General features: G+C 71.5%; 23 protein-coding genes. 12 read left to right on the plus strand and 11 right to left on the minus strand.

What is annotated here, in order from left to right; all coding sequences use genetic code 11:
* The first annotated feature begins 15 nt into the window (after window positions 1-15).
* Together ACIPSE_RS08615 and ACIPSE_RS08620 are read left to right on the plus strand one after the other, a co-directional pair.
* Entirely contained in the window at window positions 16-1,248 is a 1,233-nt protein-coding gene (locus tag ACIPSE_RS08615; RefSeq protein WP_401659049.1) for a sensor histidine kinase, read from the plus strand.
* On the plus strand, window positions 1,241-1,888 hold the full coding sequence (locus tag ACIPSE_RS08620) for a response regulator (protein ID WP_401659051.1): 648 nt from the start codon (window positions 1,241-1,243) through the stop codon (window positions 1,886-1,888). The genes ACIPSE_RS08615 and ACIPSE_RS08620 overlap by 8 nt, the downstream gene beginning before the upstream one ends.
* On the opposite strand, the gene ACIPSE_RS08625 is transcribed toward ACIPSE_RS08620, so the two are convergent.
* A complete protein-coding gene (locus tag ACIPSE_RS08625; protein WP_401659054.1) occupies window positions 1,885-3,330 on the minus strand; it encodes a sulfatase in 1,446 nt (481 codons plus the stop codon). The two genes, ACIPSE_RS08620 and ACIPSE_RS08625, sit on opposite strands and share 4 nt — an antisense overlap.
* Window positions 3,331-3,429: 99 nt before the next feature.
* Window positions 3,430-5,664, minus strand: a complete 2,235-nt coding sequence (glgX, locus tag ACIPSE_RS08630; RefSeq protein ID WP_401659057.1) for a glycogen debranching protein GlgX — start codon at window positions 5,662-5,664, stop codon at window positions 3,430-3,432.
* Between the two features lie 149 nt (window positions 5,665-5,813).
* On the opposite strand from glgX, the gene ACIPSE_RS08635 reads away from it, so the two are divergent.
* From ACIPSE_RS08635 to ACIPSE_RS08675, 9 genes are all read left to right on the plus strand, one after another.
* Entirely contained in the window at window positions 5,814-7,031 is a 1,218-nt protein-coding gene (locus ACIPSE_RS08635) for an Ig-like domain-containing protein (protein ID WP_401659060.1), read from the plus strand.
* A 166-nt stretch (window positions 7,032-7,197) separates the two neighbouring features.
* Window positions 7,198-8,439, plus strand: a complete 1,242-nt coding sequence (locus tag ACIPSE_RS08640; protein ID WP_401659063.1) for an Ig-like domain-containing protein — start codon at window positions 7,198-7,200, stop codon at window positions 8,437-8,439.
* Window positions 8,440-8,556: 117 nt separating this feature from the next.
* Entirely contained in the window at window positions 8,557-9,324 is a 768-nt protein-coding gene (locus ACIPSE_RS08645) for an enoyl-CoA hydratase/isomerase family protein (protein WP_401659066.1), read from the plus strand.
* Window positions 9,325-9,624: 300 nt separating this feature from the next.
* Window positions 9,625-10,131 (plus strand): ATP-binding protein, encoded by a 507-nt coding sequence (locus ACIPSE_RS08650; protein WP_401659069.1) that lies wholly within the window; start codon window positions 9,625-9,627, stop codon window positions 10,129-10,131.
* Window positions 10,132-10,216: 85 nt separating this feature from the next.
* Window positions 10,217-10,978, plus strand: coding sequence for a polysaccharide deacetylase family protein (locus ACIPSE_RS08655; RefSeq protein WP_401659071.1), 762 nt, complete (start codon window positions 10,217-10,219; stop codon window positions 10,976-10,978).
* Window positions 10,978-12,174 (plus strand): PQQ-binding-like beta-propeller repeat protein, encoded by a 1,197-nt coding sequence (locus ACIPSE_RS08660; protein ID WP_401659074.1) that lies wholly within the window; start codon window positions 10,978-10,980, stop codon window positions 12,172-12,174. Before ACIPSE_RS08655 ends, ACIPSE_RS08660 begins: the two co-directional genes overlap by 1 nt.
* Window positions 12,175-12,235: 61 nt before the next feature.
* The gene (locus tag ACIPSE_RS08665) at window positions 12,236-12,829 is read left to right on the plus strand and encodes an ADP-ribosyltransferase (RefSeq protein ID WP_401659077.1); all 594 of its coding nucleotides are present in this window, start codon (window positions 12,236-12,238) and stop codon (window positions 12,827-12,829) included.
* Window positions 12,830-12,908: 79 nt separating this feature from the next.
* Window positions 12,909-13,823: a MerR family transcriptional regulator gene (locus ACIPSE_RS08670; protein ID WP_401659079.1), complete on the plus strand. Its 915-nt coding sequence runs from the start codon at window positions 12,909-12,911 to the stop codon at window positions 13,821-13,823.
* 49 nt (window positions 13,824-13,872) lie between these two features.
* Window positions 13,873-14,085 carry an EF-hand domain-containing protein gene (locus tag ACIPSE_RS08675; protein WP_401659081.1) on the plus strand — a complete coding sequence of 71 codons (213 nt, stop codon included), beginning with the start codon at window positions 13,873-13,875 and terminating at the stop codon, window positions 14,083-14,085.
* A 48-nt stretch (window positions 14,086-14,133) separates the two neighbouring features.
* On the opposite strand, the gene ACIPSE_RS08680 is transcribed toward ACIPSE_RS08675, so the two are convergent.
* Together ACIPSE_RS08680 and ACIPSE_RS08685 are read right to left on the minus strand one after the other, a co-directional pair.
* A complete protein-coding gene (locus tag ACIPSE_RS08680) occupies window positions 14,134-14,946 on the minus strand; it encodes an ABC transporter ATP-binding protein (RefSeq protein ID WP_401659084.1) in 813 nt (270 codons plus the stop codon).
* On the minus strand, window positions 14,943-16,556 hold the full coding sequence (locus tag ACIPSE_RS08685; protein ID WP_401659773.1) for a 2-isopropylmalate synthase: 1,614 nt from the start codon (window positions 16,554-16,556) through the stop codon (window positions 14,943-14,945). Before ACIPSE_RS08685 ends, ACIPSE_RS08680 begins: the two co-directional genes overlap by 4 nt.
* 258 nt (window positions 16,557-16,814) lie before the next feature.
* Here ACIPSE_RS08685 and ACIPSE_RS08690 point away from each other — a divergent pair, with 258 nt between their 5' ends.
* On the plus strand, window positions 16,815-17,501 hold the full coding sequence (locus tag ACIPSE_RS08690) for a FadR/GntR family transcriptional regulator (protein ID WP_401659086.1): 687 nt from the start codon (window positions 16,815-16,817) through the stop codon (window positions 17,499-17,501).
* Window positions 17,502-17,520: 19 nt separating this feature from the next.
* Here the strand turns inward: ACIPSE_RS08690 and ACIPSE_RS08695 are convergent, their stop codons facing one another.
* The 7 genes from ACIPSE_RS08695 to ACIPSE_RS08725 all read right to left on the minus strand — a co-directional run bounded on the left by ACIPSE_RS08695 (window position 17,521) and on the right by ACIPSE_RS08725 (window position 23,382).
* Complete coding sequence (locus ACIPSE_RS08695) at window positions 17,521-18,063, minus strand: MOSC domain-containing protein (protein ID WP_401659088.1); 543 nt, start codon at window positions 18,061-18,063, stop codon at window positions 17,521-17,523.
* 48 nt (window positions 18,064-18,111) lie between these two features.
* Window positions 18,112-18,744 (minus strand): LysE family translocator, encoded by a 633-nt coding sequence (locus tag ACIPSE_RS08700; protein WP_401659777.1) that lies wholly within the window; start codon window positions 18,742-18,744, stop codon window positions 18,112-18,114.
* Window positions 18,745-18,786: 42 nt separating this feature from the next.
* Window positions 18,787-19,344 (minus strand): glycoside hydrolase family 25 protein, encoded by a 558-nt coding sequence (locus ACIPSE_RS08705; protein WP_401659091.1) that lies wholly within the window; start codon window positions 19,342-19,344, stop codon window positions 18,787-18,789.
* A gap of 568 nt (window positions 19,345-19,912) precedes the next feature.
* Window positions 19,913-20,500 (minus strand): hypothetical protein, encoded by a 588-nt coding sequence (locus ACIPSE_RS08710; protein ID WP_401659094.1) that lies wholly within the window; start codon window positions 20,498-20,500, stop codon window positions 19,913-19,915.
* Window positions 20,497-20,880 (minus strand): hypothetical protein, encoded by a 384-nt coding sequence (locus ACIPSE_RS08715; RefSeq protein WP_401659097.1) that lies wholly within the window; start codon window positions 20,878-20,880, stop codon window positions 20,497-20,499. The genes ACIPSE_RS08710 and ACIPSE_RS08715 overlap by 4 nt, the downstream gene beginning before the upstream one ends.
* Window positions 20,881-21,290: 410 nt before the next feature.
* Window positions 21,291-21,842: a Uma2 family endonuclease gene (locus tag ACIPSE_RS08720; RefSeq protein WP_401659100.1), complete on the minus strand. Its 552-nt coding sequence runs from the start codon at window positions 21,840-21,842 to the stop codon at window positions 21,291-21,293.
* A gap of 172 nt (window positions 21,843-22,014) precedes the next feature.
* Window positions 22,015-23,382 carry an L-serine ammonia-lyase gene (locus ACIPSE_RS08725; RefSeq protein ID WP_401659103.1) on the minus strand — a complete coding sequence of 456 codons (1,368 nt, stop codon included), beginning with the start codon at window positions 23,380-23,382 and terminating at the stop codon, window positions 22,015-22,017.
* Window positions 23,383-23,432 lie beyond the last annotated feature (50 nt).

Here is a 23,432-nt window from a genome sequence, read left to right on the forward strand (position 1 = left end):
GTGCACACTGGGGACATGACCGCGTCCGACGCAGCGATCGAACGGCGCTGGGACCAGTTCCACACCTGGGGCCCCTACGGGCTCCTCGCCATCGGCACCTTCCTGTCCGCCGCCACCGCCGGGGAGGTCATGTCGGGCCCCGGCGAGTGGTACGCGGCGGCGGCCCTCGTGGCCGTCGCGCTCTGCCTCCAGCTGTGGCACGGACCGCGCCGGGGCCGTCGTACGCCGTCCCGGCGCGGGGTCCTCTACTACGCCGTCCGCTGGGCCCTGGCCTTCGCGCTCACCTGGCTCAACCCGTTCTTCGCGTTCTACGCCGTCGTCGGCTACTTCGACTCCGACGAACTGCTGCCCGGGACGCGGTGGCAGCGGCTCGGACTGTTCGCCACGTCCGTCGTCGTCGCGGGCTCGCAGTCCGGCGGGCTGCCGTTCCGCAACGGGGGCCAGGTGGCCGTGTTCTGCGGGCTGCTCGTCGCCAACAACGCGCTGCTGATGGCCGTCGCGCATCTGACCTACCAGGAGGAGCAGCGCTCCCGGGAGCGCGCCGAGACCATCGAGGCGCTGCGGCAGGCGCTCGACGAGAACGCCGCCCTTCACTCCCAACTCCTCGTCCAGGCACGGGAGGCGGGGGTGGCCGACGAGCGGCGCCGGCTCGCCGCGGAGATCCACGACACCATCGCCCAGGGCCTGACCGGGATCATCGCCCAGCTCCAGGTCGTCGCGAACGCCCCCGACCTGGAGGTGGCCCGCCGTCATCTGGGCCGCGCCTCCGACCTGGCCCGGCACAGCCTCGGCGAGGCCCGCCGCTCCGTCCACAACCTCGCCCCCGTCGCCCTGGAGAACGCGGGGCTGCCCCAGGCGCTGCGGGAGACCGTCGCCGAGTGGGGCGAACGCACCGGGGTCCGGGCCGAGTTCACCGTCACCGGCACCGCCGAGGAACTCCACGACGAGGTCGCGGCGACCCTGCTGAGGATCGCCCAGGAGGCGCTGTCCAACGCCGCCCGCCACGCCGGGGCCGACCGCGTCGGCGTCACCCTGTCCTACCTGGTCGACGAGGTGGCCCTCGACATCCGCGACGACGGGCGGGGCTTCGACGCCGGGTGCGTTCCCGAACGCACCAGCACCGGCGGCTTCGGCCTCGACGGGATGCGGGCCCGCGCGGAGCGCATCGCGGGCGCCCTCACCGTCGAGTCCGAGCCCGGGCACGGCACGGCGCTGTCGGCTCGCGTACCGTTGGTACGCCATGAGTGACCAGGTGTCCGTACTGATCGTCGACGACCATCCCGTCGTACGGGACGGGCTGCGCGGCATGTTCGAGTCGGCGCCCGGCTTCCGGGTGCTCGGCGAGGCGTCCGACGGGATCGAGGCGCTGGAACGGACCGCTGCCCTGGACCCGGACGTCGTCCTGATGGACCTGCGCATGCCCGGAGGCGGGGGAGTGGCCGCGATCCGCGAGCTGACCCGCCGGGGCGCCCGCGCGAAGGTCCTCGTCCTGACGACGTACGACACCGACTCCGACACGCTGCCCGCCATCGAGGCGGGCGCGACCGGTTACCTCCTCAAGGACGCCCCGCGCGAGGAGCTGTTCACGGCGGTCCGTGCCGCCGCCGAGGGCCGTACGGTCCTGTCCCCGGCCGTCGCCTCCCGGCTGGTCTCGGCGGTCCGCGCCCCCGGCAACGAGCCGCTGTCCGCGCGCGAACGCGAGGTGCTGGCCCTGGTCGCCAGGGGCACGTCCAACCGGGAGATCGCCCGGGAGCTGTTCATCAGCGAGGCGACCGTGAAGACCCATCTCACCCACCTGTACGCCAAGCTGGGCGTCAACGACCGCGCGGCGGCGGTCGCGACGGCGTACCAGCGGGGCATCCTCGGCGCGTCGGGGCACACCCCCTAACCCGGGTACGGCAGCAGGGTGTCGTCGATCCGCTCCCAGGACGCCTTCAGTTCGGCCAGCAGCTCCGGTTCGTCGGCGGCGAGGTCGGCCTGTTCGCGCTGGTCGGCGGTGAGACGGAACAGGTGGTCCGTCCCCTCGGCGTCCTGGTAGTACTTCCAGCCGCCGCGCCGCAGCGCCCGGTTGCCGCGCACCCGCCAGAACAGGTCGCGTTCCGGGAGCCGTTCGCCGCGCAGCAGATATCCGGCGAGGCTCGTACCGTCCAGCGGATGGGCCGGGTCGGGCCGGGCGCCGCCCAGTTCGAGCAGGGTGGCCGTCCAGTCGGGGGAGAAGACCGGCTCGTCGCTGACCTGGCGGCCGTCGAGCCGGGCGGGCCAGCGCACGATGGTCGGCACCCGGATGCCGCCTTCGAGCAGGGAGGCCTTCTCGCCGCTCAACGGCCACTGGTACGACCAGCGTTCGCCGCCGTTGTCGCTGGCGAACACCACGATCGTGTCGTCCTCCTGGCCGGAGCGGCGCAGCGCGGTCAGCACCTCGCCGACGGCGGCGTCCAGGCTCTGCACCATCTCGGTGTACTTCTCGACCGAGCCGCCGTCATTGTGCAGCAGGGCGGCCACGACCTGCCCCGCGTTCCGGGCGGAGCGGACCTTCTCCGCGATCTCCGCGCCGGTCTCCGCGTCGCCCTCGGCGAGCCAGGGCCAGTGCGGGGTGGTGAAGTTGAGGTTCAGCAGCCACGGCCGGTCGTGCTCGCGCCGGATGTAGTCGACGGCGCGCTCGGTGACGACCTCGGTGTAGTAGCGCAGGTCCTTGTACTCGGCGTCGCCCTCGTAGAGGTCGTACTCGCCGAGCTGGCCGAGCTTGGAGAAGTACTCCAGCACACCGCCGAAGTTCCCGAAGAACTCGTCCCAGCCGGACTTGGTGGGGCTGTGGTCGGGCAGCCAGCCGCAGTGCCATTTCCCGATCAGCGCGGTGTCGTACCCGGCCTTCTTCAGCAGCGAGGCGAGGGTGGGATGGTTCGGGTCGAGTCCCTGCGTGCGGTTGCCGATCGGCTCGGCGAGCCCGCCCGCCGTCCGCCCCGGGTAGCGCCCCGTGTAGAGGCTGAACCGGGTCGGGGAGCAGGTCGCCGACCCCGAGTACGCGTGCGTGAACCGCACCCCCTGCCGGGCCAGCCGGTCCAGGTGGGGGGTCTTGATGTGCGGGGCGCCGTAGGAGGAGAGGTCGGCCCAGCCGAGGTCGTCACCGAGGATGAACAGGATGTTGGGCCGCCGCCCGGAACCGGCGGAGGAACGGGCCGCGAAGGGCCGCTCGGCGGCATCGGCGGCCTGTGCGTTCCGTGCGGCCTCAGAGGCTTCGGCGGCTTCGGCGGCGGTGCCCGTGGCGGCCACGGCACCCACCGCCCCGCCACCGACGAGACCACCGAACGTACGACGGGAAATCTCAGACATGCGCAGCAGTCGACCAGCCCCGACCGGCCCGTGACCAGGAATCACAGCGGGAGTTCACGGGCCTGCAATGGTCGGGCCCCGCCGCCGCCCCCGTCGCGCCTACACCGCCCGCAGCAGCAGGACCGTGCGTGCGGGCACGCTGATGGCCGTACCCTCCGGATGCACCTCCCCGGGCGCCTCGTCCTGGGCCTCGCGGGAGGTGTCGACGACCGTCTCGTAGCGGTCGGCCCAGGGGGAGCCCGGGAGGGTGAACCGGGTCTCGCCGTCACCGGTGTGCAGGACGGCGAGGAAGCTGTCGTCGAGGATCGGCGCCCCCTGCTCGTCGCGGCCCGGGATGTCACGGCCGGAGAGGTACATGCCGAGGGTTGCGGCGGGCGCGTACCAGTCGCCCTCGGTCATCTCGGTGCCCTGGGGAGTGAACCAGGCCAGGTCCCGCAGCCCGTCGGCGGAGTGGGCCCGCCCGGAGAAGAACGCCCGCCGCCGCAGCACGGGATGCGCGTGACGCAGCCCGATCAGACGGGAGGTCAGGTCGAACAGCGCCCGCCAGCCCGGCTGTTCCAGCAGTCCCCAGTCCAGCCAGCTGATCTCGTTGTCCTGGCAGTAGGCGTTGTTGTTGCCGCGCTGCGTGCGCCCCAGCTCGTCGCCCGCGACCAGCATCGGCACACCCGTGGAGAGCAGCAGTGTGGTGAGCAGGTTGCGCAACTGCCGCCGCCGCAGCGCCAGTACGCGCTCGTCGTCCGTCTCGCCCTCGGCCCCGCAGTTCCAGGACCGGTTGTCGCCCGAGCCGTCCCGGTTGCCCTCCCCGTTGGCCTCGTTGTGCTTGCGCTCGTACGACACGAGGTCCCGCAGCGTGTAACCGTCGTGCGCGGTCACGAAGTTGACGGACGCGTACGGCCGCCGCCCGCCCCACGCGTACAGGTCGCTCGACCCCGACAGCCGGTACCCCAGGTCCCGTACGTCGGGCAGCGCGCCCCGCCAGAAGTCCCGCACGGCGCCCCGGTACCGGTCGTTCCACTCGGTCCACAGCGGCGGGAAGGCCCCCACCTGGTAGCCGCCGGAACCGACGTCCCAGGGCTCCGCGATCAGCTTCACCCGGCGCAGCACCGGGTCCTGCGCGATCACCGCGAGGAACGGCGACAGCATGTCCACGTCGTGCATCGAGCGGGCCAGCGCCGCCGCCAGGTCGAAGCGGAAGCCGTCGACGCCCATCTCGGTGACCCAGTAGCGCAGCGAGTCGGTGATGAGCCGCAGCACCTGCGGCTGGACGACGTGCAGTGTGTTCCCGCAGCCCGTGTAGTCCGCGTACCGCCGCGCGTCCCCCTGGAGCCGGTAGTACCCCCGGTTGTCGACGCCCTTCAGCGACAGCGTCGGGCCCAGCTCGCCCGCCTCCGCGGTGTGGTTGTAGACCACGTCGAGGATGACCTCGATCCCGGCCGCGTGCAGCGCCCGCACCATCCGCTTGAACTCGCCCACCTGCTGCCCCGTCGTCCCGGAGGCGGCGTACGCGGCGTGCGGGGCGAAATAGCCGATCGAGTTGTAGCCCCAGTAGTTCCTCAGCCCCCGCCGCAGCAGATGGTCCTCGTGCGCGAACTGGTGCACCGGCAGCAGCTCCACCGCCGTCACGCCGAGCCGCACGAGGTGCTCGACCGCTGCCGGGTGCGCGAGCCCCGCGTAGGTGCCGCGCAGCTCCTCGGGGATGTCCGGGTGCAGCTTGGTGAAGCCGCGCACGTGCAGCTCGTAGATCACCGAGTCCGCCCACGGCGTCTTGGGACGGCGGTCGTCGGCCCAGTCGTCGTCATCGTGGACGACGACCCCTTTCGGGACGTACGGCGCCGAGTCCCGGTCGTCGCGGACGGTGTCGGCGACATGCTGCTGCGGCCAGTCCCGCACATGCCCGTACACCTCGGGCGGCAGCCCGAAGTCGCCGTCCACCGCCCGCGCGTACGGGTCCAGGAGCAGCTTCGCCGGGTTCCAGCGTGCGCCGGTCCACGGGTCCCAGCGCCCGTGCACCCGGTAGCCGTACCGCTGCCCGGGCCGCACGCCCGGCACGAACCCGTGCCAGATCTCGTGCGTCAGCTCCGTCAGCCGCGCCCGGGTCTCCCGCCCCGACGCGTCGAACAGGCACAGCTCCACGCCCTCCGCGCCGCCCGCCCACAGGGCGAAGTTGGTGCCCGCGACCCCGTCCGGGCCCACCCGGAACCGGGCCCCGAGCGGGGTCGGCGCACCGGGCCGTACGGGCACCGGCGGCGGGGGCGCCGCCCGCCGTGCCCCGTTGACGACGACGGCCGGCCGCCGTTCCCCGGTCACCGCCTCCTGCTCGGCTGCGCTGGACACCTCAGGCCTCCCACGGCTCGCGGAACGACCCGGGGGAAGGGTGTACGGCGTCCCGACCGTGACCCCCTCCAGGCGTCCTCCCCACTGTTCTGCCCAGAGCTTGCGTCGCACTCACGTTTCCCATGACCGTGCACCGTCGTTGGGTCTGCGTGAGGCATGCACATGGGCGCGCGCGGCGCGTGGGGGCCGCTCTGGCCGCCGTACTGACCTGGGCAGGACTGCTCGCCGGATGTACGTCCGGCGGGGGCGGGATCGAGCTCGGCGGGCTGGGCAAGCCGCCGTCCCCGGAGGACGTCATCCGGGTGGTCCCGGACGACGGCAGCAAGGGGGTCGGGCCGGACAGCCGCATCCAGGTGCGGGTGCCGAGCGGACGGCTGGAGTCGGTGACCGTCGTCAAGGCGCAGGACGCGCAGGAGACCCCGGTGCCGGGGCACATCTCCGAGGACGGGCTGCGCTGGGAGCCGGACGAGTCACGGCTCGCGCTCGCCGCGAAGTACACGGTCGACGCCGTCGCCCTCGACGGGCACGGCCGGCGCTCGGCACGGCACACCACGTTCACGACGTACGTCCCCGACGAGCGGTTCATCGGGTACGTCAGCCCGGAGAACCGTTCCACGGTCGGCACCGGGATGATCGTCTCCCTGGAGTTCAACCGGGAGATCGAGGACCGCGCGGCCGTCGAACGGGCCGTGCACGTCACCTCGAAGCCGCCCGTCGAGATCCGGCCCCACTGGTTCGGCAAGGGCCGGCTCGACTTCCGGCCCGAGCGGTACTGGAAGCCCGGCACCCGGGTCACGGTGTCGCTGCGGCTGCGGGACATCGAGGGCGCGTCCGGGGTCTACGGCCTCCAGCACAAGACGTTCTCCTTCACCGTCGGCCGCAGTCAGGTCTCCCTCGTCGACGCGCGCAAGCACACCATGCAGGTCAGGCGGGACGACGAGCTTCTCGCGACGGTCCCGATCACGGCGGGCGCCCCGAGGACGACGACGTACAACGGCAAGATGGTCGTCACCGAGATGCTCGAAGTGACCCGGATGAACAGCCGCACCGTCGGCTTCGGCGGCGAGTACGACATCCCGGACGTTCCGCACGCCATGCGGCTCACCGACTCCGGCACCTTCCTGCACGGCAACTACTGGGCCCCGGACGCCCCCGGGAAGGTCAATGTCAGCCACGGCTGCGTGGGTCTGAGGGACGTCAAGGGCGGTGGTTCGGACACTCCGGCGGGCTGGTTCTTCGACCGCAGCCTCGTCGGGGACGTCATCGAGGTCGTCCACAGTGATGACAAGAAGGTCGCTCCCGACAACGGGCTCGGCGGGTGGAACATGGGTTGGAAGGCGTGGAGGGCGGGCAGTGCGCTGAAGTGAGCAGGTGGGGGGAGGCGCCAGGGGCCGGGGGCGGCCGGTGCGGTTGGGACCGAACGGTGACAATCGCACCCCGTCCGGTGGCCTGATCTTGTGGTTAATATCGCCGGACGCGCGGGACGCGCGGGGGTTCTGGGCCTGGACCGGGCCCTGCGAGGGGAGAACGGACTTGAACGTGCGACCGATATCGGGGGCTTCGGTTGGCGCACGCGCGCGACTGCGGGTTTCGGCGGTGATGGTGGCAGGGCTGCTCATGACCGTCGCCGCGTGCGGCGGGGGCGGCGGGGACTCGGACGGCAAGGCCGCCGAGGGCAAGGGCAAGGACGCGAGTGCCGCGGCGGAGAGCAAGCAGTCCGTGGCCGTCGTCTCCATAGCCCCGAAGGACGGCGCCGAGTCCGTCGAGACGAGCGGCGCGCTCAAGGTGAGCGCCGCGAAGGGCAAGCTCAGCGAGGTCGAGGTCACCACCGCCAAGGGCGCGAAGGTCGACGGCGAGATATCCGCCGACGGCGCCTCCTGGACCCCGGCGACCCACCTGGCCGCCTCCACCACCTACAAGGTGCACGCGGTCGCCAAGGACTCCGACGGCCGGGAGGCCGCGGAGGACTCCAGCTTCACCACCCTGACGCCCAAGAACACGTTCGTCGGCAACTTCACGCCGGAGGACGGGTCCAAGGTCGGCGTCGGGATGCCGTTCTCGATCCGCTTCACCCGGGGCATCACCAGCCCCGAGGACGTCGAGAAGGCCATCACGATCAAGACCGAGCCGGCCGTCGAGGTCGAGGGCCACTGGTTCGGCAACGACCGCCTCGACTTCCGTCCCGAGGAGTACTGGGCCGAGGGCACCAAGGTCACCGTCGACCTCAACCTCGACGGTGTCGAGGGCCGCGACGGCGTCTACGGCAAGCAGTCCAAGTCCGTGTCCTTCACCATCGGCCGCAACCAGGTCTCCGTCGTGGACGCCAAGAAGCACACGATGAAGGTCATGCAGGACGGCAAGGTCGTCAAGACCATCCCGGTCACCACCGGCAAGCCCGGCTACGACACCTGGAACGGCCAGATGGTCATCAGCGAGCGGCTGCGGGTGACCCGGATGAACGGCGAGACGGTCGGCTACGGCGGCGAGTACGACATCAAGGACGTGCCCGACGCGATGCGCCTGACCAACTCCGGCACCTTCATCCACGGCAACTACTGGGGCGGCGACGCCTTCGGCAACTACAACGCCAGCCACGGCTGCGTGGGCCTGCGCGACAACCGCGGCGGCGGCGACCGCTCCGCCCCGGCCGCCTGGTTCTTCGACCACTCGATCATCGGTGACGTGGTCGTCGTCAAGCACTCCGACGACGCGACGGTCGCCGCGGACAACGGTCTCAACGGCTGGAACATGTCGTGGGCGGAGTGGAAGAAGTAGCTTCGCGGAGGTGACTCCCGTCGACTGCCGGCCCCGGTGCGAGCCTTCGCACCGGGGCCTTCCCGTTGTGACCGACCGCACCGCCCCACCTCCGTTAGCCCCCGTTAACCTGCCTCCATGACCGTGACTCTCGAAGTGGCCGACGGCGTCGGCACGATCCGGCTCGACCGTCCGCCGATGAACGCGCTGGACGTCGCCACCCAGGACCGTCTCAAGGAACTCGCCGAGGAGGCGACGCGGCGCGAGGACGTGCGGGCCGTGGTGATCTACGGCGGGGAGAAGGTGTTCGCGGCGGGCGCGGACATCAAGGAGATGCAGATCATGGACCACGCGGCCATGGTCCTGCGCTCCCGCGCCCTCCAGGACTCGTTCACGGCGGTGGCCCGCATCCCCAAGCCGGTGGTCGCGGCCGTCACCGGCTACGCGCTGGGCGGCGGCTGCGAGCTGGCCCTGTGCGCGGACTTCCGGATCGCCGCCGACAACGCCAAGCTGGGCCAGCCCGAGATCCTGCTCGGTTTGATCCCGGGCGCCGGCGGGACGCAGCGCCTCGCGCGGCTCGTCGGGCCGTCGAAGGCGAAGGACCTGATCTTCACCGGCCGGATGGTCAAGGCGGCCGAGGCCGAGCGGATCGGGCTGGTGGACCGGGTCGTCCCGGCCGCCGACGTGTACACCGAGGCGCACGCCTGGGCGGCCCGGCTCGCGCAGGGGCCCGCGCTCGCGCTGCGCGCCGCGAAGGAGTCGGTCGACACCGGTCTGGAGACCGACATCGACACCGGGCTCGCCGTCGAACGCACCTGGTTCGCGGGCCTGTTCGCCACGGCCGACCGGGAGACCGGCATGCGCAGCTTCGTCGAGGAGGGCCCCGGCAAGGCCACGTTCCGGTGAAGAATCTCCCCGTCCTGGGACGGGGGAACTTCCCGGGAACCGCTTGCAATTGACGGGAAGTCTGATTCGAGTCCCTCGATGGGGCGGTTTATGGCAGCCTTAACGCAGCCTTAAGTCTGCCTTGTCGAGGGAGCCTGTCGATTGCCTTCTGCCGAGCCCGAGCCGCAGGTCAGCAAGGGTGCGGAGGATACCGAACTGCCTCTGGCATATGCCGATCGGAACCGGCGGAATCATGGATTCCGGAGGGCGTATTCGACAGGAACGCCCCCGGAGGGCGCCCGCGCCGTCCATGATGGGGGCATGGCGGGGCTGGAAGGTATCGAACAGCCGCGGGGACCGAGCCGTGCTACAGGCGCGTCGCGCTGGTCGCCCACGGTCGAGGACGAACACGCACTGAAAGCACTGGAGTTGTTCGGCAACCCGACGGAGGCCGAGGTTCCGCTCCCGTCCCGTCCCGAGTCCGCCGCCGTCGCCCGCCGGCTCGCCCAGGTGGTCGTCCTGCGGCAGTGGGGGCTCAGCCCCAAGATGACCGAGGACGCCGTGCTCCTCGTCTCCGAACTCGTCGGCAACGCCGTACGGCACACCGGCGCCCGCGTCTTCGGCCTCCGGATGCGCCGCCGCCGCGGCTGGATCCGCGTCGAGGTCCGCGACCCGTCCCGCGGACTGCCCTGTCTCATGCCGGTGCAGGAGACGGACGTCAGCGGGCGCGGACTGTTCCTCGTCGACAAGCTCTCCGACCGCTGGGGCGTCGACCTGCTCCCGCGCGGCAAGACCACCTGGTTCGAGATGCGCGTCGCCGACCGCTGACCGCGCCGCCCCCGGCGCCCGTCCGATAGGGCCGTCGATCGGGTGAATCGGCGGTTTTCCCCGCGAACCCCCCTTAAATGGTCCGGTGACCACGACCGACCGCCGTACGGTGCTGCGCCTCGGCGCGGGGCTCGTCACCGCAGGCGCGTTCACCGAAGGCTGTGCCACGAGCGGCGCCGCAGCCCACCCCGCCCCCTCGTCCTCCGGCGCGGCGTCCGAGCCGCCCGCCCCCCGGCGCCTGCCCGGCCGCGCCGGCCAGCTCATCCACGGCCCCCGCACCCGCCCCAGGGTCGCCCTCACCTTCCACGGCAACGGCGACCCGGCCACCGCGAAGGCCCTGCTGACCGAAGCCGAACGGCACGGCGCCCGCGTCACCGTGCTCGCCGTCGGCACCTGGCTCGACGCGCACCCCGAGATGGCCCGCCGCGTCCTCGACGGCGGCCACGACCTCGGCAACCACACCCTCCACCACCTCGGCGTCAACGACATGTCCGAGGCCGACGCCCTCGCCGAGATCGAGGGCTGCGCCGACCGGCTGCGCCGCCTCACCGGCTCCATCGGCACCTGGTTCCGGCCCTCCCGGGCCGCCCGCGCCTCCCCGCTCGTCGAGCGGCTGGCCCGCCGCGTCGGCTACCCGCACGTGCTGTCGTACGACGTCGACTCCCTCGACTTCACCTCGCCGGGACCGGACGCGATCGGCCGCAAGGTGCTGGGCGAGGTGCGGGCCGGTTCCGTCGTGAGCCTGCACTTCGGGTACGCCGACACGGTCGCCGCCCTCCCCGCCGTCCTGGAAGAACTCGACCGCCGCGGTCTGGCCGCGGTGACCACCACGGAGTTGTTCACCTGATGCGCCACCGCACCCTCGTCACCCACGCCCTCGCCGCGGGCGTCCTGCTCGCCTCCCTCGCCTCCCTCGCCGCCTGCGGCACCGAGAGCACCGGCCACCGCGCCGGGGAGGCCCGGACCACCAAGGCCGCGGCCGTGCCCGCCCCGGCGAAGAAGAGGACCGTCCAGGGGCTGCCGGGCATGCCGCCGGTCCTCGACCCGAAGGACGTCTACGCCGCCGACCGCCCGAACCGGCTCTCCCCGGTCGTCAAGGACTTCCCCTCCCGGGTCTACGTCCCCAACACCGAGTCCGACACGGTCTCGGTGATCGACCCTCGCACGTACAAGATCGTCGAGACCCTCCACGTCGGCCGGCAGCCCCAGCACGTCGTGCCCTCCTGGGACATGAAGACCCTGTGGGTCAACAACAACCGCGGCCACACCCTCACCCCGATCGACCCGAGGACGGGGGAGGCGGGCAAGCCGGTCGACGTGCACGACCCGTACAACCTCTACTTCACGCCCAACGGCCGGTACGCCGTCGTCATGGCCTCCCTCGACCGTGAACTCGTCTTCCGCGACCCGCACACCATGGAGCGGAAGAAGACGGTCCCCGTCTCCTGCTACGGCGTGAACCACGCCGACTTCTCCCTCGACGGCCGGTACTTCATCGTGTCCTGCGAGTTCAGCGGTGAACTGCTGAAGGTCGACACGGAGCGGATGAAGGTCGTCGGACAGCAGAAGCTCCCCTTCGACGGGGCGATGCCGCAGGACGTCAAGATCTCCCCGGACGGGAAGAAGTTCTACGTCGCCGACATGATGGCCGACGGCATGTGGGTGCTGGACGGCGCGACCTTCTCCAAGCCGAAGCTGATCCCCACCGGCAAGGGCACCCACGGGCTGTACGTCAGCCGCGACTCACGCGAGATGTACGTCTCCAACCGGGGTGAGGGGACCGTCTCCGTCTGGGACTTCGCCGCGGACGAGGTGACCAGGAAGTGGCGGCTGCCCGACGGCGGCAGCCCCGACATGGGCGGCGTCTCCGCCGACGGCAAGGTGCTGTGGCTGTCCGGCCGGTACGACGCCGAGGTGTACGCCATCGACACCCGCACCGGCAAGCAGCTGGCCCGGGTCAAGGTCGGCAGCGGCCCGCACGGTCTGGCCGTCTACCCGCAGCCCGGGCGCTACTCCCTCGGCCACACGGGCATCTTCCGCTGACACGCCGTCGTACGAGTGAAGATCCACAACGCGCCGCCGCGGACCCGGGATTGTGCCTCTCATGATCACCACTCATCTGCGGCGGCGCGCCGTCGCCGTCGTCCTGTCCCTGGCCGCCGTCCTCGGTACGACCGCGGCGACCGCCCCCGCGAAGGCGCCCCAACGGCCCGACTGCCGGGTCCAGTTCGACGACCGGATCAAGGCCGCCGCGGACCGCGGCGTCGACGTCGGCCGCATCACCCCCGAGCCGGTCTGGCGCCGGACCTGCGAGACGCTCTACCGCAGCGACGGCCGGGGCCCCGAGATCGTCTTCGCGGAGGGCTTCAAGCCCCGTGACGTCGTGAACGGCCAGTACGACATCGAGAAGTACGTCCTGGTCAACCAGCCCTCGCCGTACGTGTCGACGACGTACGACCACGACCTGTACAAGACCTGGTGGAAGTCGGGCTACAACTACTACATCGACGCCCCCGGCGGGGTCGACGTCAACAGGACCATCGGTGACACCCACAAGTGGGCCGACCAGGTCGAGGTCGCCTTCCCGGGTGGCATCGACCGCAAGTACGTCATCGGCGTCTGCCCCGTGAACAAGACCACCAAGACCGAGATTATGAGCGCCTGTCAGAGCAACCCGCACTTCGAGGCCTGGCACTGAGCCGTGGTCCGGGGGCCGGTGACCGGCCCCCGGACCGGGCCTTGAGTCTCCACCCGCTGGAAGGGCCACACTCGACGACATGATCGACGACGGCACCGCACCGTTCACCATCGGGGAGCTGGCCCGGGCCACCGGACTGACCGTGCGGACGATCCGCTACTGGTCGGACGAGGGGGTCCTCGCGCCGGTGGCGCGGTCGGCCGGGGGCTACCGGCTGTACGACACCGCGTCCGTGGCCCGCCTCGAACTGATCCGGACCCTGCGGGAGCTGGGGCTCGGGCTGGACGACGTGCGCGAGGTGCTGGCGGGGGAGCGGACCGTCGCGGAGGTCGCGGCGGCGCACGTGGTGGCCCTGGACGCGCGGATCCGGTCGCTGCGGGTGACCCGTGCGGTGCTGTCGACCGTCGCGAGACGCGGCTCGACCGCGGAGGAGATGACACTCATGAACAGACTGGCACGGCTGTCGGCGGCCGAACGGGACCGGATCGTCGAGGACTTCACACGGGAGATCTTCGACGGGCTCGACACCGCCGACCCCGACATCCGCAAGCGGCTGCGGTTCGCCCCGGCCGACCTGCCCGACGAGCCCACCCCCGAGCAGGTCGACGCCTGGGTGGAGATGGCCGAGATGATGCAGGACCCCGCGTTCCGGGCCCAGATGCGGGAGATGATCGAGTTCAACGCGGCGGACCGCGGCCCGGACGTCCCCGCGGGCACCTCGCTGTGGTTCATGAGCCGCCTGGTGCACCTCGCCGGGGAGGCTCTGGAGCGGGGCGTCGCCCCCGGGGACCCCGAGGCCGACGAGCTGCTGGGCGGGCTCCTCGGCGACGCCGACCGGGCCGAGGTGCTCAGGCGCCTGGAGGCCGGATCCAACCACCGGATCGCCCGCTACCGCCAGTTGTGGGCGACGGTGAAGGGGATCGGCCCGCAGTCGGCACACGAACCGGAGTTCGCCTGGGTGGTCGCCGCACTGCGGGCTCGGACGGCCGGTTAATCTGACCTGCGACAGTACGACCAGTTGTATGAGAAAAAGGGGCGGATCGGTGGCGAACATCGACGATGCACGCAAGCAGTTCGAGCGGATCGACACGGACGGTGACGGCTTCATCACCGCCGCCGAGTTCAAGACCGCCCTGGCCCAGGGAGGCGACTGGAACGTCACCGAGTCCGTCGCCGAGGTCGTCATCAAGACCCGTGACCTCAACGGCGACAAGGTGCTGTCCTTCGACGAGTTCTGGGCGTACCTGAGCAAGTGACGTGCGCGGGCGAAGGGGGCGTCTCCCGGCGGGAGACGCCCCCTTTCCTCACCGCCTGCGCAGCGCCCGCACGCTCCAGCGGCCGTCCCGCCGCTCCAGGTCCAGCGGCAGGTCGAAGCACTTGCCGACCAGATCGCCGGTCAGCACCTCCGCCGCCGGGCCCTGGCCGAGGACCCGCCCGTCCCGCAGCAGCATCGCGTGGGTCGTCCCGGCGGGCAGCTCCTCCAGATGATGGGTGACGAGCACCGTCGCCAGCCCCGGATGCTCCCGCCGCAACTCGTCGAGCGCCGCCAGCAGATGCTCGCGTCCCGGCAGATCGAGGCCGGTCGCCGGCTCGTCCAGCAGCAGCAGCCTCGGCTCCGGCATCAGCGCCCGCGCGATCAGCGTCCGCCCCCGCTGCCCCTGGGACAGCGTCGGCCAGCGCGCGTCACGGTGCGCGGTCAGCCCCAGCGTGCCGATCAACCGCTCGGCCCGCTCCTCCTGTTCGGCGGTGGGACGCCAACGCGGCTGCGGGGCGACCGAGTTGGTGAGCCCCGTCATGACCACGTCCCGCACCCGCAGCGCCTCGCCCAGCGGATGCCGCGGGTCGACATGGCCCACCAGCGCCCGCAGCTCCCGCAGATCCACCCGCCCCAGGCGGCGCCCCAGCACCTCCACCGAGCCCCGCGTCGGATGCACCCGCGCGCCCAGCAGCCCCAGCAGCGTGGACTTGCCCGCCCCGTTGGCGCCCAGCAGCGCCCAGTGCTCACCGGCCCGGACGGTCAGGGACACCTCCTGGAGCAGGGGCCGCCCGTCCCGCACGACATGGACGTCCTCGGCCCGCAGCACCGTCGCCGGAGCCGCCGTCCCGGCCGCCGTCATCGCGCCGCCCGGTTCACCGCGGAGAGGACGGCCTGAACCGGCCCCTCGCCCGCGCCCCAGGCGGTGACGCCGCCGACCCGGCACTCCGCGTAGGCGAGCCGGCCGTCCTCGTGGAAGTCGAGCACGGCCGCCTCGTAGCCGGCCGCCGCCAGCGCGTCGACGAACGCGGACGCAGGTCCGGTGCCCGTGCCCTCGTAGTCGCCGCTGCGGTCGTCGGCGGTGCGCAGGGTGCAGACGAAGCGGGTCCCGGCGCCCTCGGGACGCACGGACCAGGCCTCCAGGCCCACCTCGCCGTCCGGGACGACATATGTCGAGTGGAACACGTCGTACAGCTCCTTCGGTGTCATCTCCCGGCCGCTGTCGTCCGTCCTGTGCTGGACCACCCGGGAGAAGTCGGGGCGCATGCGCGCGGGGAGGTCGAGACCGTGGCGGGTCCGCAGCAGATACGCCGTCCCGCCCTTGCCCGACTGGGAGTTGACGCGGATCACCGCCTCGTAGCTGCGTCCGATGTCGGCCGGGTCGATCGGCAGGTACGGCACCTGCCAGGGCTCGTCCGGGTGGTGGGCCCGATGGGCGAACCCCTTGCTGATCGCGTCCTGGTGGGTGCCCGAGAACGCGGTGTGGACGAGCTCGCCGGCGTAGGGGTGACGGGGGTGCACGGGCAGCCGGTTGCACTCCTCGACGGTCTCCTTGACCCGGTCGATGTCGCTGAAGTCGACCATGGGGTCCACCCCTTGGGCGTACAGGTTCATCGCCAGGGTCACCAGGTCGACGTTCCCCGTCCGCTCGCCGTTGCCGAACAGGCAGCCCTCCACGCGCTGCGCGCCCGCCAGGACGGCGAGTTCGGCGCAGGCGACGCCGGTGCCGCGGTCGTTGTGGGGGTGGACGGAGAGGATCACGGCGTCACGGCGGGCCAGGTGCCGGTGGAAGTACTCGATCTGGTCGGCGTAGACGTTCGGCGTCGCGATCTCCACCGTCGCCGGGAGGTTGTGGGTGACCGGGCGGTCCGGGCTCGCGTCCCACACCTCGGTGAGCAGGTCGCACAGTTCCAGGACGAAGTCGGGTTCGGTGAGGTTGAAGGTCTCGGGGGAGAACTGGAAACGGACGCCGGGGTGCCGGGCCGCGTTGCGGGCCATCCGCTCGGCGGCCTCGCGCACGGTGCGGCGCACGGCGTCCCGGTCCCGGCGCAGGACCACGTCCCGCCACACCGGCGCGGTCGCGATGTACAGATGGACGACGGCGCGCGGCATCCCCTCGATCGACTCGAAGGTCCGGTCGATGAGGTCGGCCCGGGCCGGGGTGAAGACGACGGGGGTGACGTCGTCGGGGACCGCGTCCGCGGTGACCAGATGCCGTACGAAGTCGAAGTCGGTGCGGCTGGCGGACGGGTAGCCGACCTCGATCTCCTTGTAGCCGACGGCGACCAGCAGGTCGTGGAAGCGGCGCTTGCGGGCGGTGTCCATCGGCTCGGCCAGCGCCTGGTTGCCGTCGCGCAGGTCGACGGGGACCCAGAGCGGGGCCCGCTCCAGCCGGGCGGAGGGCCAGGCGCGGTCCTGGCCGACGGGGACGTGCACGCGCTGCTCGTAGGGGCGGTAGCGGTGGTACGGCATCGGGCCGGGCCGTTGCGGGTTCCAGTAGGGCGCCGGGGCCGGAGCGGGGGACGAGGCGGTGGGTGGCACGGTGACTGACACGGTGGCTGACTTCCTTCATCTGCCGAGAGGGGGAACCGGCAGCACGGCGACCCGCGGCGGGGTGCCGGTCGCGTCAGGCCCCGCCGCGGCAGCCGAGAAGAAGGAGACCACGGAAGATCATGGGGGTACGCTATCCACTCCTCAGCTCCTCAGACAAGTGGGAATCGGGATTCACTGATGTCGTCCTCGCCACTGGGCCCCCTGCGCCCCAGCCCCCTGGTGGAACAGGCCGCCGCACGGCTGCGCGCGCAGATCGCCGACGGCCACTGGCCGGTCGGCACCCGGCTGCCCGGCGAGACCACCCTCGCCAAGGAGCTGGGCGTGGGCCGCTCCACCGTCCGCGAGGCGCTGCGCGCCCTGGCCGGCGCCGGGCTGGTCCGGGCCCGGCAGGGCGCCGGGGTGTTCGTCCTCGCCACGGAACCCCTCGCGGACTGGCCGACCCGGCTGCGCCGCGCCGCGGTGACGGACGTCTACGAGGTGCGGATGGGCATCGAGGTGCACGCCGCCCGGCTGGCCGCACGGCGGCGCACCCCTGAGGACGTGGCCGCGCTGGAGCGGGCCCTGGAGGGCCGCCGGGCCGCGTCCGCCGCCGACGACACGGCGTTCGTGGACGCCGACATCGCCTTCCACGCGGCGGTCGTCGCCGCGGCCCACAACCCCGTACTGGCCGATCTGTTCGCCGAGTTCGTCCCCGTGCTGCGGCAGGGACTGACCGAACTCCTCACCCTCACCGGGCTGCGCGCCGACGACCCCGGCACCGGCGACGAGGCCCACGCCGCGCTGGTGCGCGCGGTCGCGGACGGGGACGCGGAGACGGCGGCCGAGGTCGTCCGCGCCGAGCTGGAGGACCCCTTCGCGGGCTGAGCCCCGCGCCGGGCCGGACTCAGACGATCTCCAGCGGCACGTGCGGCCCCTCGGGCAGCTCCACCCCGATCGGGTCGCCGGGGCGCACGAGCCCGCCCTCCAGGACGACGCCCATGATCCCGCCCCGCAGCCGCAGCGTCCCGTCCGCGTCACGCCGGACGACCTGCTTGAGCAGCCCCTGCCGGAAGTTGTCGATCTGGAGGCAGGGGTTGCGCAGCCCGGTCACCTCGACCACGGCCCGGTCCCCGAGCCGTAGCAGGGTGCCGACCGGCAGCCCCAGCAGGTCGACGCCCCGGGTCGTCACGTTCTCCCCGAGCTCCCCCGCGGCCACCTCGAACCCGGCGCCGCGGACCTCGTCGAACAGCTCCTCGTGGAGGAGGTGCACCTGCCGCAGATTCGGCTGCGAGGGGTCCCGCGCCACCCGGGAACGGTGCTTGACGGTCACCCCCGCGTGGACGTCCCCCTCCACCCCGAGCCCGGCGAGCAGCGTGATGTCCGCCCGGTTCGGTTTGGTGAAGGAGTACACGCCGTTGCTGCTGACCGCCGTGATCGTGCCGCCCATAGGTGCCTCCCGGTCGAGTGTCGTGTCAGGTCTCATCAGCCGTGGCGCTCAGTCTCCGAGCGCGAGCCGCACGCCGAACGCCGCGACGACCGTGCCCGTGACCCGGTCGAGGACGAGGCGCGCCCGGGGCCTGCGCAGCCAGCCGTGCAGCACCCGGGCGAAGCCGATGAGCGCGGCCGACCACACCAGACCCAGGACGATGTGCACCGCCGTCAGCAGCAGCCCCATGGCGAAGTGGTTCGAGCCCGGGGGCAGGAACTGCGGCAGGACGGCGACGTAGAAGGCGCCCATCTTCGGGTTGAGGAGATTGGTGAGCGTGCCCTGCCGCCAGCCGCCGGTGAACGTGTCCTCACCGGCGGCCGGGTCGGGCGCGGCGGGGCCGTCCGACGACGTCCCGCGGAAGGTGTCCCGGAGCATGCGGAGGCCCATCCACACCAGGTAGGCCGCGCCGGCCCAGCGCAACGTCACATAGGCGAGGTGCGAGGCCGTCAGCAGCGCGGTGACGCCCAGCGAGGTGAGCGCGCCCCACACCAGGGTGCCGGACTGGATGCCGAGGACGACACCCCAGGCCCGTCTGCGCCGGCCGAGGGCCGAGGTGCGCAGGATCAGCGCGGTGTCGAGGCCGGGCGTCAGCGTGAGAAGCCCCACGACGAGGGCGAAGGACCACAGCGAAGTACTCATAGCCACGAATGGCCAGCCTACGGCACACGCGTGAATGAACGGTCAGGCGTTCGATGCCCATGCCCGGAGCGCGGCCCGCGACGAGAAGTCCGCCACGTTCTTGTCCAGCGGATCGTCCGTGTACTGGTGGAAGAGCCACTTCGCCTTGATGCGGGGCTCGCCCGCGGTGACGTAGTCGGCGATCCAGAGCCCGTCACCGGCGTACGACGTGGTGTCGATGTTCAGCCAGTAGTTCCGGTTGGTGTAGAGCACGACCCGGTGGTCCGGCCGCAGCTCCTTCACCTTCCGGATGAAGCGGTCCTTCTCCGCGTTGCTCGCGTGCGTGCCGTCCCCCGTCGTCTCCCAGTCCACCGCGAGGATCTCCCCCGCCCGTTCCGGAGCCTTGCCGACGAAGTACTCGGCCTGCGCGGTCAGGTTGCCCGGCCACAGGAAGTGGTAGTACCCGACGACCAGTCCGGCGTCCCGCGCGGTCTTCGTCTGGGCGGCGAGCTTGGGGTTGGTGTACGTACGGCCCTCGGTCGCCTTGATGAAGACGAAGGAGATGTTCTCCGTGCCGTACGAGGACGACTGGTACGCGCTGACGTCTATGCCTCGGAGCATGTGGGGTGATCCTTGACCGGAGGGGAGTGGGGGGCGGGTGTCGACGACTCCCCACACCTGCCCCGCGCCCGCCCCGCACATGCCTCACGAACGGGTGGCGGCACGCGGAGTTCCATCGACGACGGTGACTCCACCTCAGTGCTGATCCGCTTTGAAGACGGCTGCTCGGCCACTGTGCGGAGCGGCGAAACCGAAGGCGAGACCGTCCCCCTGGGCCACGCAGGAGGGCGAAAACCAGGTGCTGATGCGTGGTGCCGACCCGGTGTTCGTGCGTGTGGACCATCTCAACGGCCACGACACACCCGATCCGGAGGTGGCTCTGCGCCGGTCTCATCGCGGGTGCCTGAGCGAGTCCCCTGCCACCGCGGCTCCGCGTGGGTCACCGGAACACCGTCCGAGCTCGCCGCCCGTCTCGGTGGCGCGCAGCGACTCTCCGCCACCGGTGCGTTCCACGCGATACGGGAATCGCCCCGAGGCGGACTTGGCAGTCTTGCCGGGTTCTCGGGCAAGGAGCTCGATTCCTGGAATTGGCCGATGACGTGGGTGGCGTCGGCGTTGAGGCTGGTCGTCATACCGGTACCTCCGCCCGCTCGGACTCGGTCCGGTCCAGAAGGCGGGTGAGCGTGTCCCACACCTGGTCGGGGTCTCCGGTCTCCAGGATCATCCCGGCTGCCACGTCCAGGACCTTGTCGATACGCCCGCCGTTTTTCTCCTTCTCTATGTCCATGGCGCGCAGTACGCGGACAACGTGGGGGCGGGCCGCCGCATGCGCGGCGGGCAGCCGGTCGGTGGCGTCCGCCAGGTCCCAGCCGGCCGGAATCTCGTAGGCGGCCGGGCTGTCGAAGGTGACGACGCGGGGAGTGCCTCCGCGGCAGCCCAGGAAGACGTTCAGGCGGAGCCGGGACGCTTCCCGGAACAGGGCGGTGATGTCCGGGCCCATGCCGTCGAGGGTCACCTCACGGACGGCGTACCCGTGCTGGCGCAGCATGATGCGGGCGAGCCAGACGGCGGTGCCGGGGTGGGTGAGGTGCCTGTCGTAGATGAGGGTGGCGGTGCTGTCGGCGGGGCTGAGGTCGCGGAGGTCGGCGGCCTTGCCCGAGGAGGTGGTTCCGCGTCGGACCGTGAGGGTGAGGTCGAGGGGGATCGTGGCGGTCACAGCGTCACCTCGGACTGCTCGGTGGGGATACGGATCGTGATGAACGGCGTCGGCAGCTCAGGCACTGGCACTCCGAGCGCCTGGGCGAGCAGGTACCGGGCGACGACGTCGTGCTCCAGTTCGCTGCGCCCGGTCGGCAAGGTGAGCCGCAGCTCACCTGTCCTGCGCCGGACGAGGACGGCGCCGCAGAATTCCCGGTCGGCGATCGAGGAGTCGGCGAGGGTGGCGCCCAGCTCGTCGATGAGCACGGGCAGAGGGGTGTCCATCAGGTAGTCGGCGGACGGCTTCGTGACGGAGGCGGAGGCGGAGGCTTTGTCGGAGTCGGACGAGGTCTGCTTGGTGACGCCGAGGGGAGCAGTGCTTGTCGCTGATTTCGCCATGGTCTTGCTCCTTCACTACAGGAGTTGGGTCCAGGCCTCGGGACCGGTGGCCCAACCACCGGGCGAGAGCGTGCTGCCTTTCGGTGGTAGTCGCCCTGGCGAGGGCGGAACAGGCGTCCTTCTCCGTTCGGGGGATGTTGCCCCCGAGATCGATTACCGCCCGCTACCAAGCGCGTAAAGTAGGCCTCTTTTGGACGTCGACCGTTGCGGCCGCGATGAGCTCGACCATGAGGCGCGGGGCGCAGGCCCGTATCGAGACGGGGCGAGGCCGTGGGCGTTGGAGATGTGGGTGACGGCGCGCTCGCCACGGTCGGTGCGGCGAACCCGGTCGGCGGCGCGCTTGGACTCGCGGGCGGCGGCCTTGATCTGCTCGACCGGGGGATTTCTCTGGGGGGGGGGGCTTCGCGGACTCAGTGCGTGTCGGGCGCCGGGTCCGGCAGGGGGAGTTCGTCGAGGTCGAGCGTGAAGGTGCGGCCGTCGGTCAGGGGGATGGGGAGCTTGCCTGTGCCGTATGCGCGGGTGTGGGCGGTGCTGTAGCCGCTGGAGGTGGGCTCGGTGTGCAGGACGACTTCCCGGGCGTAGGGGTCCACGATGAGGTAGACGGGGATGCCGTAGCGGCCGTATTTCGCGGTGCAGTCGTCGTAGTCCTTGCGTGCCGAGGAGGTGGAGACGACCTCCGAGATCAGCAGGACGTCCTCGAAGCTGTAGCGCTTGCCCTCCTTGCGCGCGTCCTCGCGCAGGATGGCCAGGTCGGGGGCGGAGTTCTCATCGGCGGGGAAGTCGATGTAGACGTCCGAGGTGACCTTCGCGTGACGGCCGAGAGCGAGAGAGTCGATCTGCATCGACCTGATCGTGCTGGAGTGCTCTTCGCTCTGCGGGGTCATGATGATCTTTCCGTCGACGCCGAAGAACACCACATATCCCGCGGGGAACTCGGTCTGCGTGATCGCGTCGACACTCATGGACGGTGCTCCTTCCCGTGTGCCGTCATGATACGGCGGACAGAGCCGTCCCACGGGTGGACGTCCGTGACGCGGGGCGTGAGCTGGGCATCCTGATGACGGTCGGCGCTACGGGCGCACCGGAACGGAGATCGAGGAGGTCACGAACCGCCAGGTCAGGCCTCCTGCCCGCCTAGCACTCGATGATGTTGACCGCGAGCCCGCCCCGCGCCGTCTCCTTGTACTTGACGGACATGTCCGCGCCGGTCTCCTTCATGGTCTTGATGACCTTGTCCAGGGAGACCATGTGGGAGCCGTCGCCGCGCATCGACATCCGGGCGGCCGTGACCGCCTTCACCGCGGCCATGCCGTTGCGTTCGATGCAGGGGATCTGGACGAGACCGCCGACCGGGTCGCAGGTGAGGCCGAGGTTGTGCTCCATGCCGATCTCGGCCGCGTTCTCGACCTGTTCGGGGGAGCCGCCGAGGACCTCCGCCAGGGCGCCCGCCGCCATCGAGCAGGCGGAGCCCACCTCGCCCTGGCAGCCGACCTCGGCGCCGGAGATGGAGGCGTTCTCCTTGAACAGCATGCCGATCGCGCCCGCCGCCAGCAGGAAGCGGACCACGCCGTCCTCGTCGGCACCCGGCACGAAGGTGATGTAGTAGTGCAGGACGGCGGGGATGATGCCGGCGGCGCCGTTCGTCGGGGCCGTCACGACCCGTCCGCCCGCCGCGTTCTCCTCGTTCACCGCCATCGCGTAGAGCGTGATCCACTCCATGGCGTGCGCCAACGGGTCGCCCTCGGCGCGGAGCTGACGGGCGGAGAGGGCCGCCCTGCGCCGCACCCGGAGCCCACCGGGCAGGATGCCCTCCCGGGACATGCCGCGGGTCACGCACGCCTGCATCACCCGCCAGATGTCCAGGAGCCCCTCGCGGATCTCCTCCTCCGTGCGCCAGGCCCGCTCGTTCTCCAGCATCAGCGAGGAGATCGACAGACCGGTCTCCTTCGTCAGCCGCAGCAGCTCGTCGCCCGTGCGGAAGGGGTACTTCAGGAGCGTGTCGTCGAGCTTGATGCGGTCCGCGCCGACCGCGTCCTCGTCGACGACGAAACCGCCGCCCACCGAGTAGTACGTCTTGGACAGCAGCTCCGCGCCCGACGCGTCGTACGCCCAGAGGGTCATCCCGTTCGCGTGGTACGGCAGGGCCTTGCGGCGGTGCAGGACCAGGTCGTCGTCGAAGGAGAACGCGATCTCGTGCTCGCCCAGCAGGTTCAGCCGCCCCTCGGCCCTGATCGCCTCCACCCGCTCGTCCGCCGACTCCACGTCGACCGTGCGCGGGGAGGAACCCTCCAGACCGAGCAGGACGGCCTTGGGGGTCCCGTGGCCGTGGCCGGTCGCGCCGAGCGAGCCGTACAGCTCGCAGCGGACGGCCGCGACCGGGGTCAGCAGGCCCTCGTTGCGCAGCCGCCGGGCGAACATACGGGCCGCGCGCATCGGGCCGACCGTGTGCGAGCTCGACGGGCCGATGCCGATCGAGAACAGGTCGAAGACCGAGATGGCCACGGGAACTCCTTCAACAGGGGTGGGGGCACACGGCGTCGGGTGCCCCCACC

Source organism: Streptomyces sp. NPDC090106 (assembly GCF_044747265.1).
GTDB lineage: Bacteria > Actinomycetota > Actinomycetes > Streptomycetales > Streptomycetaceae > Streptomyces.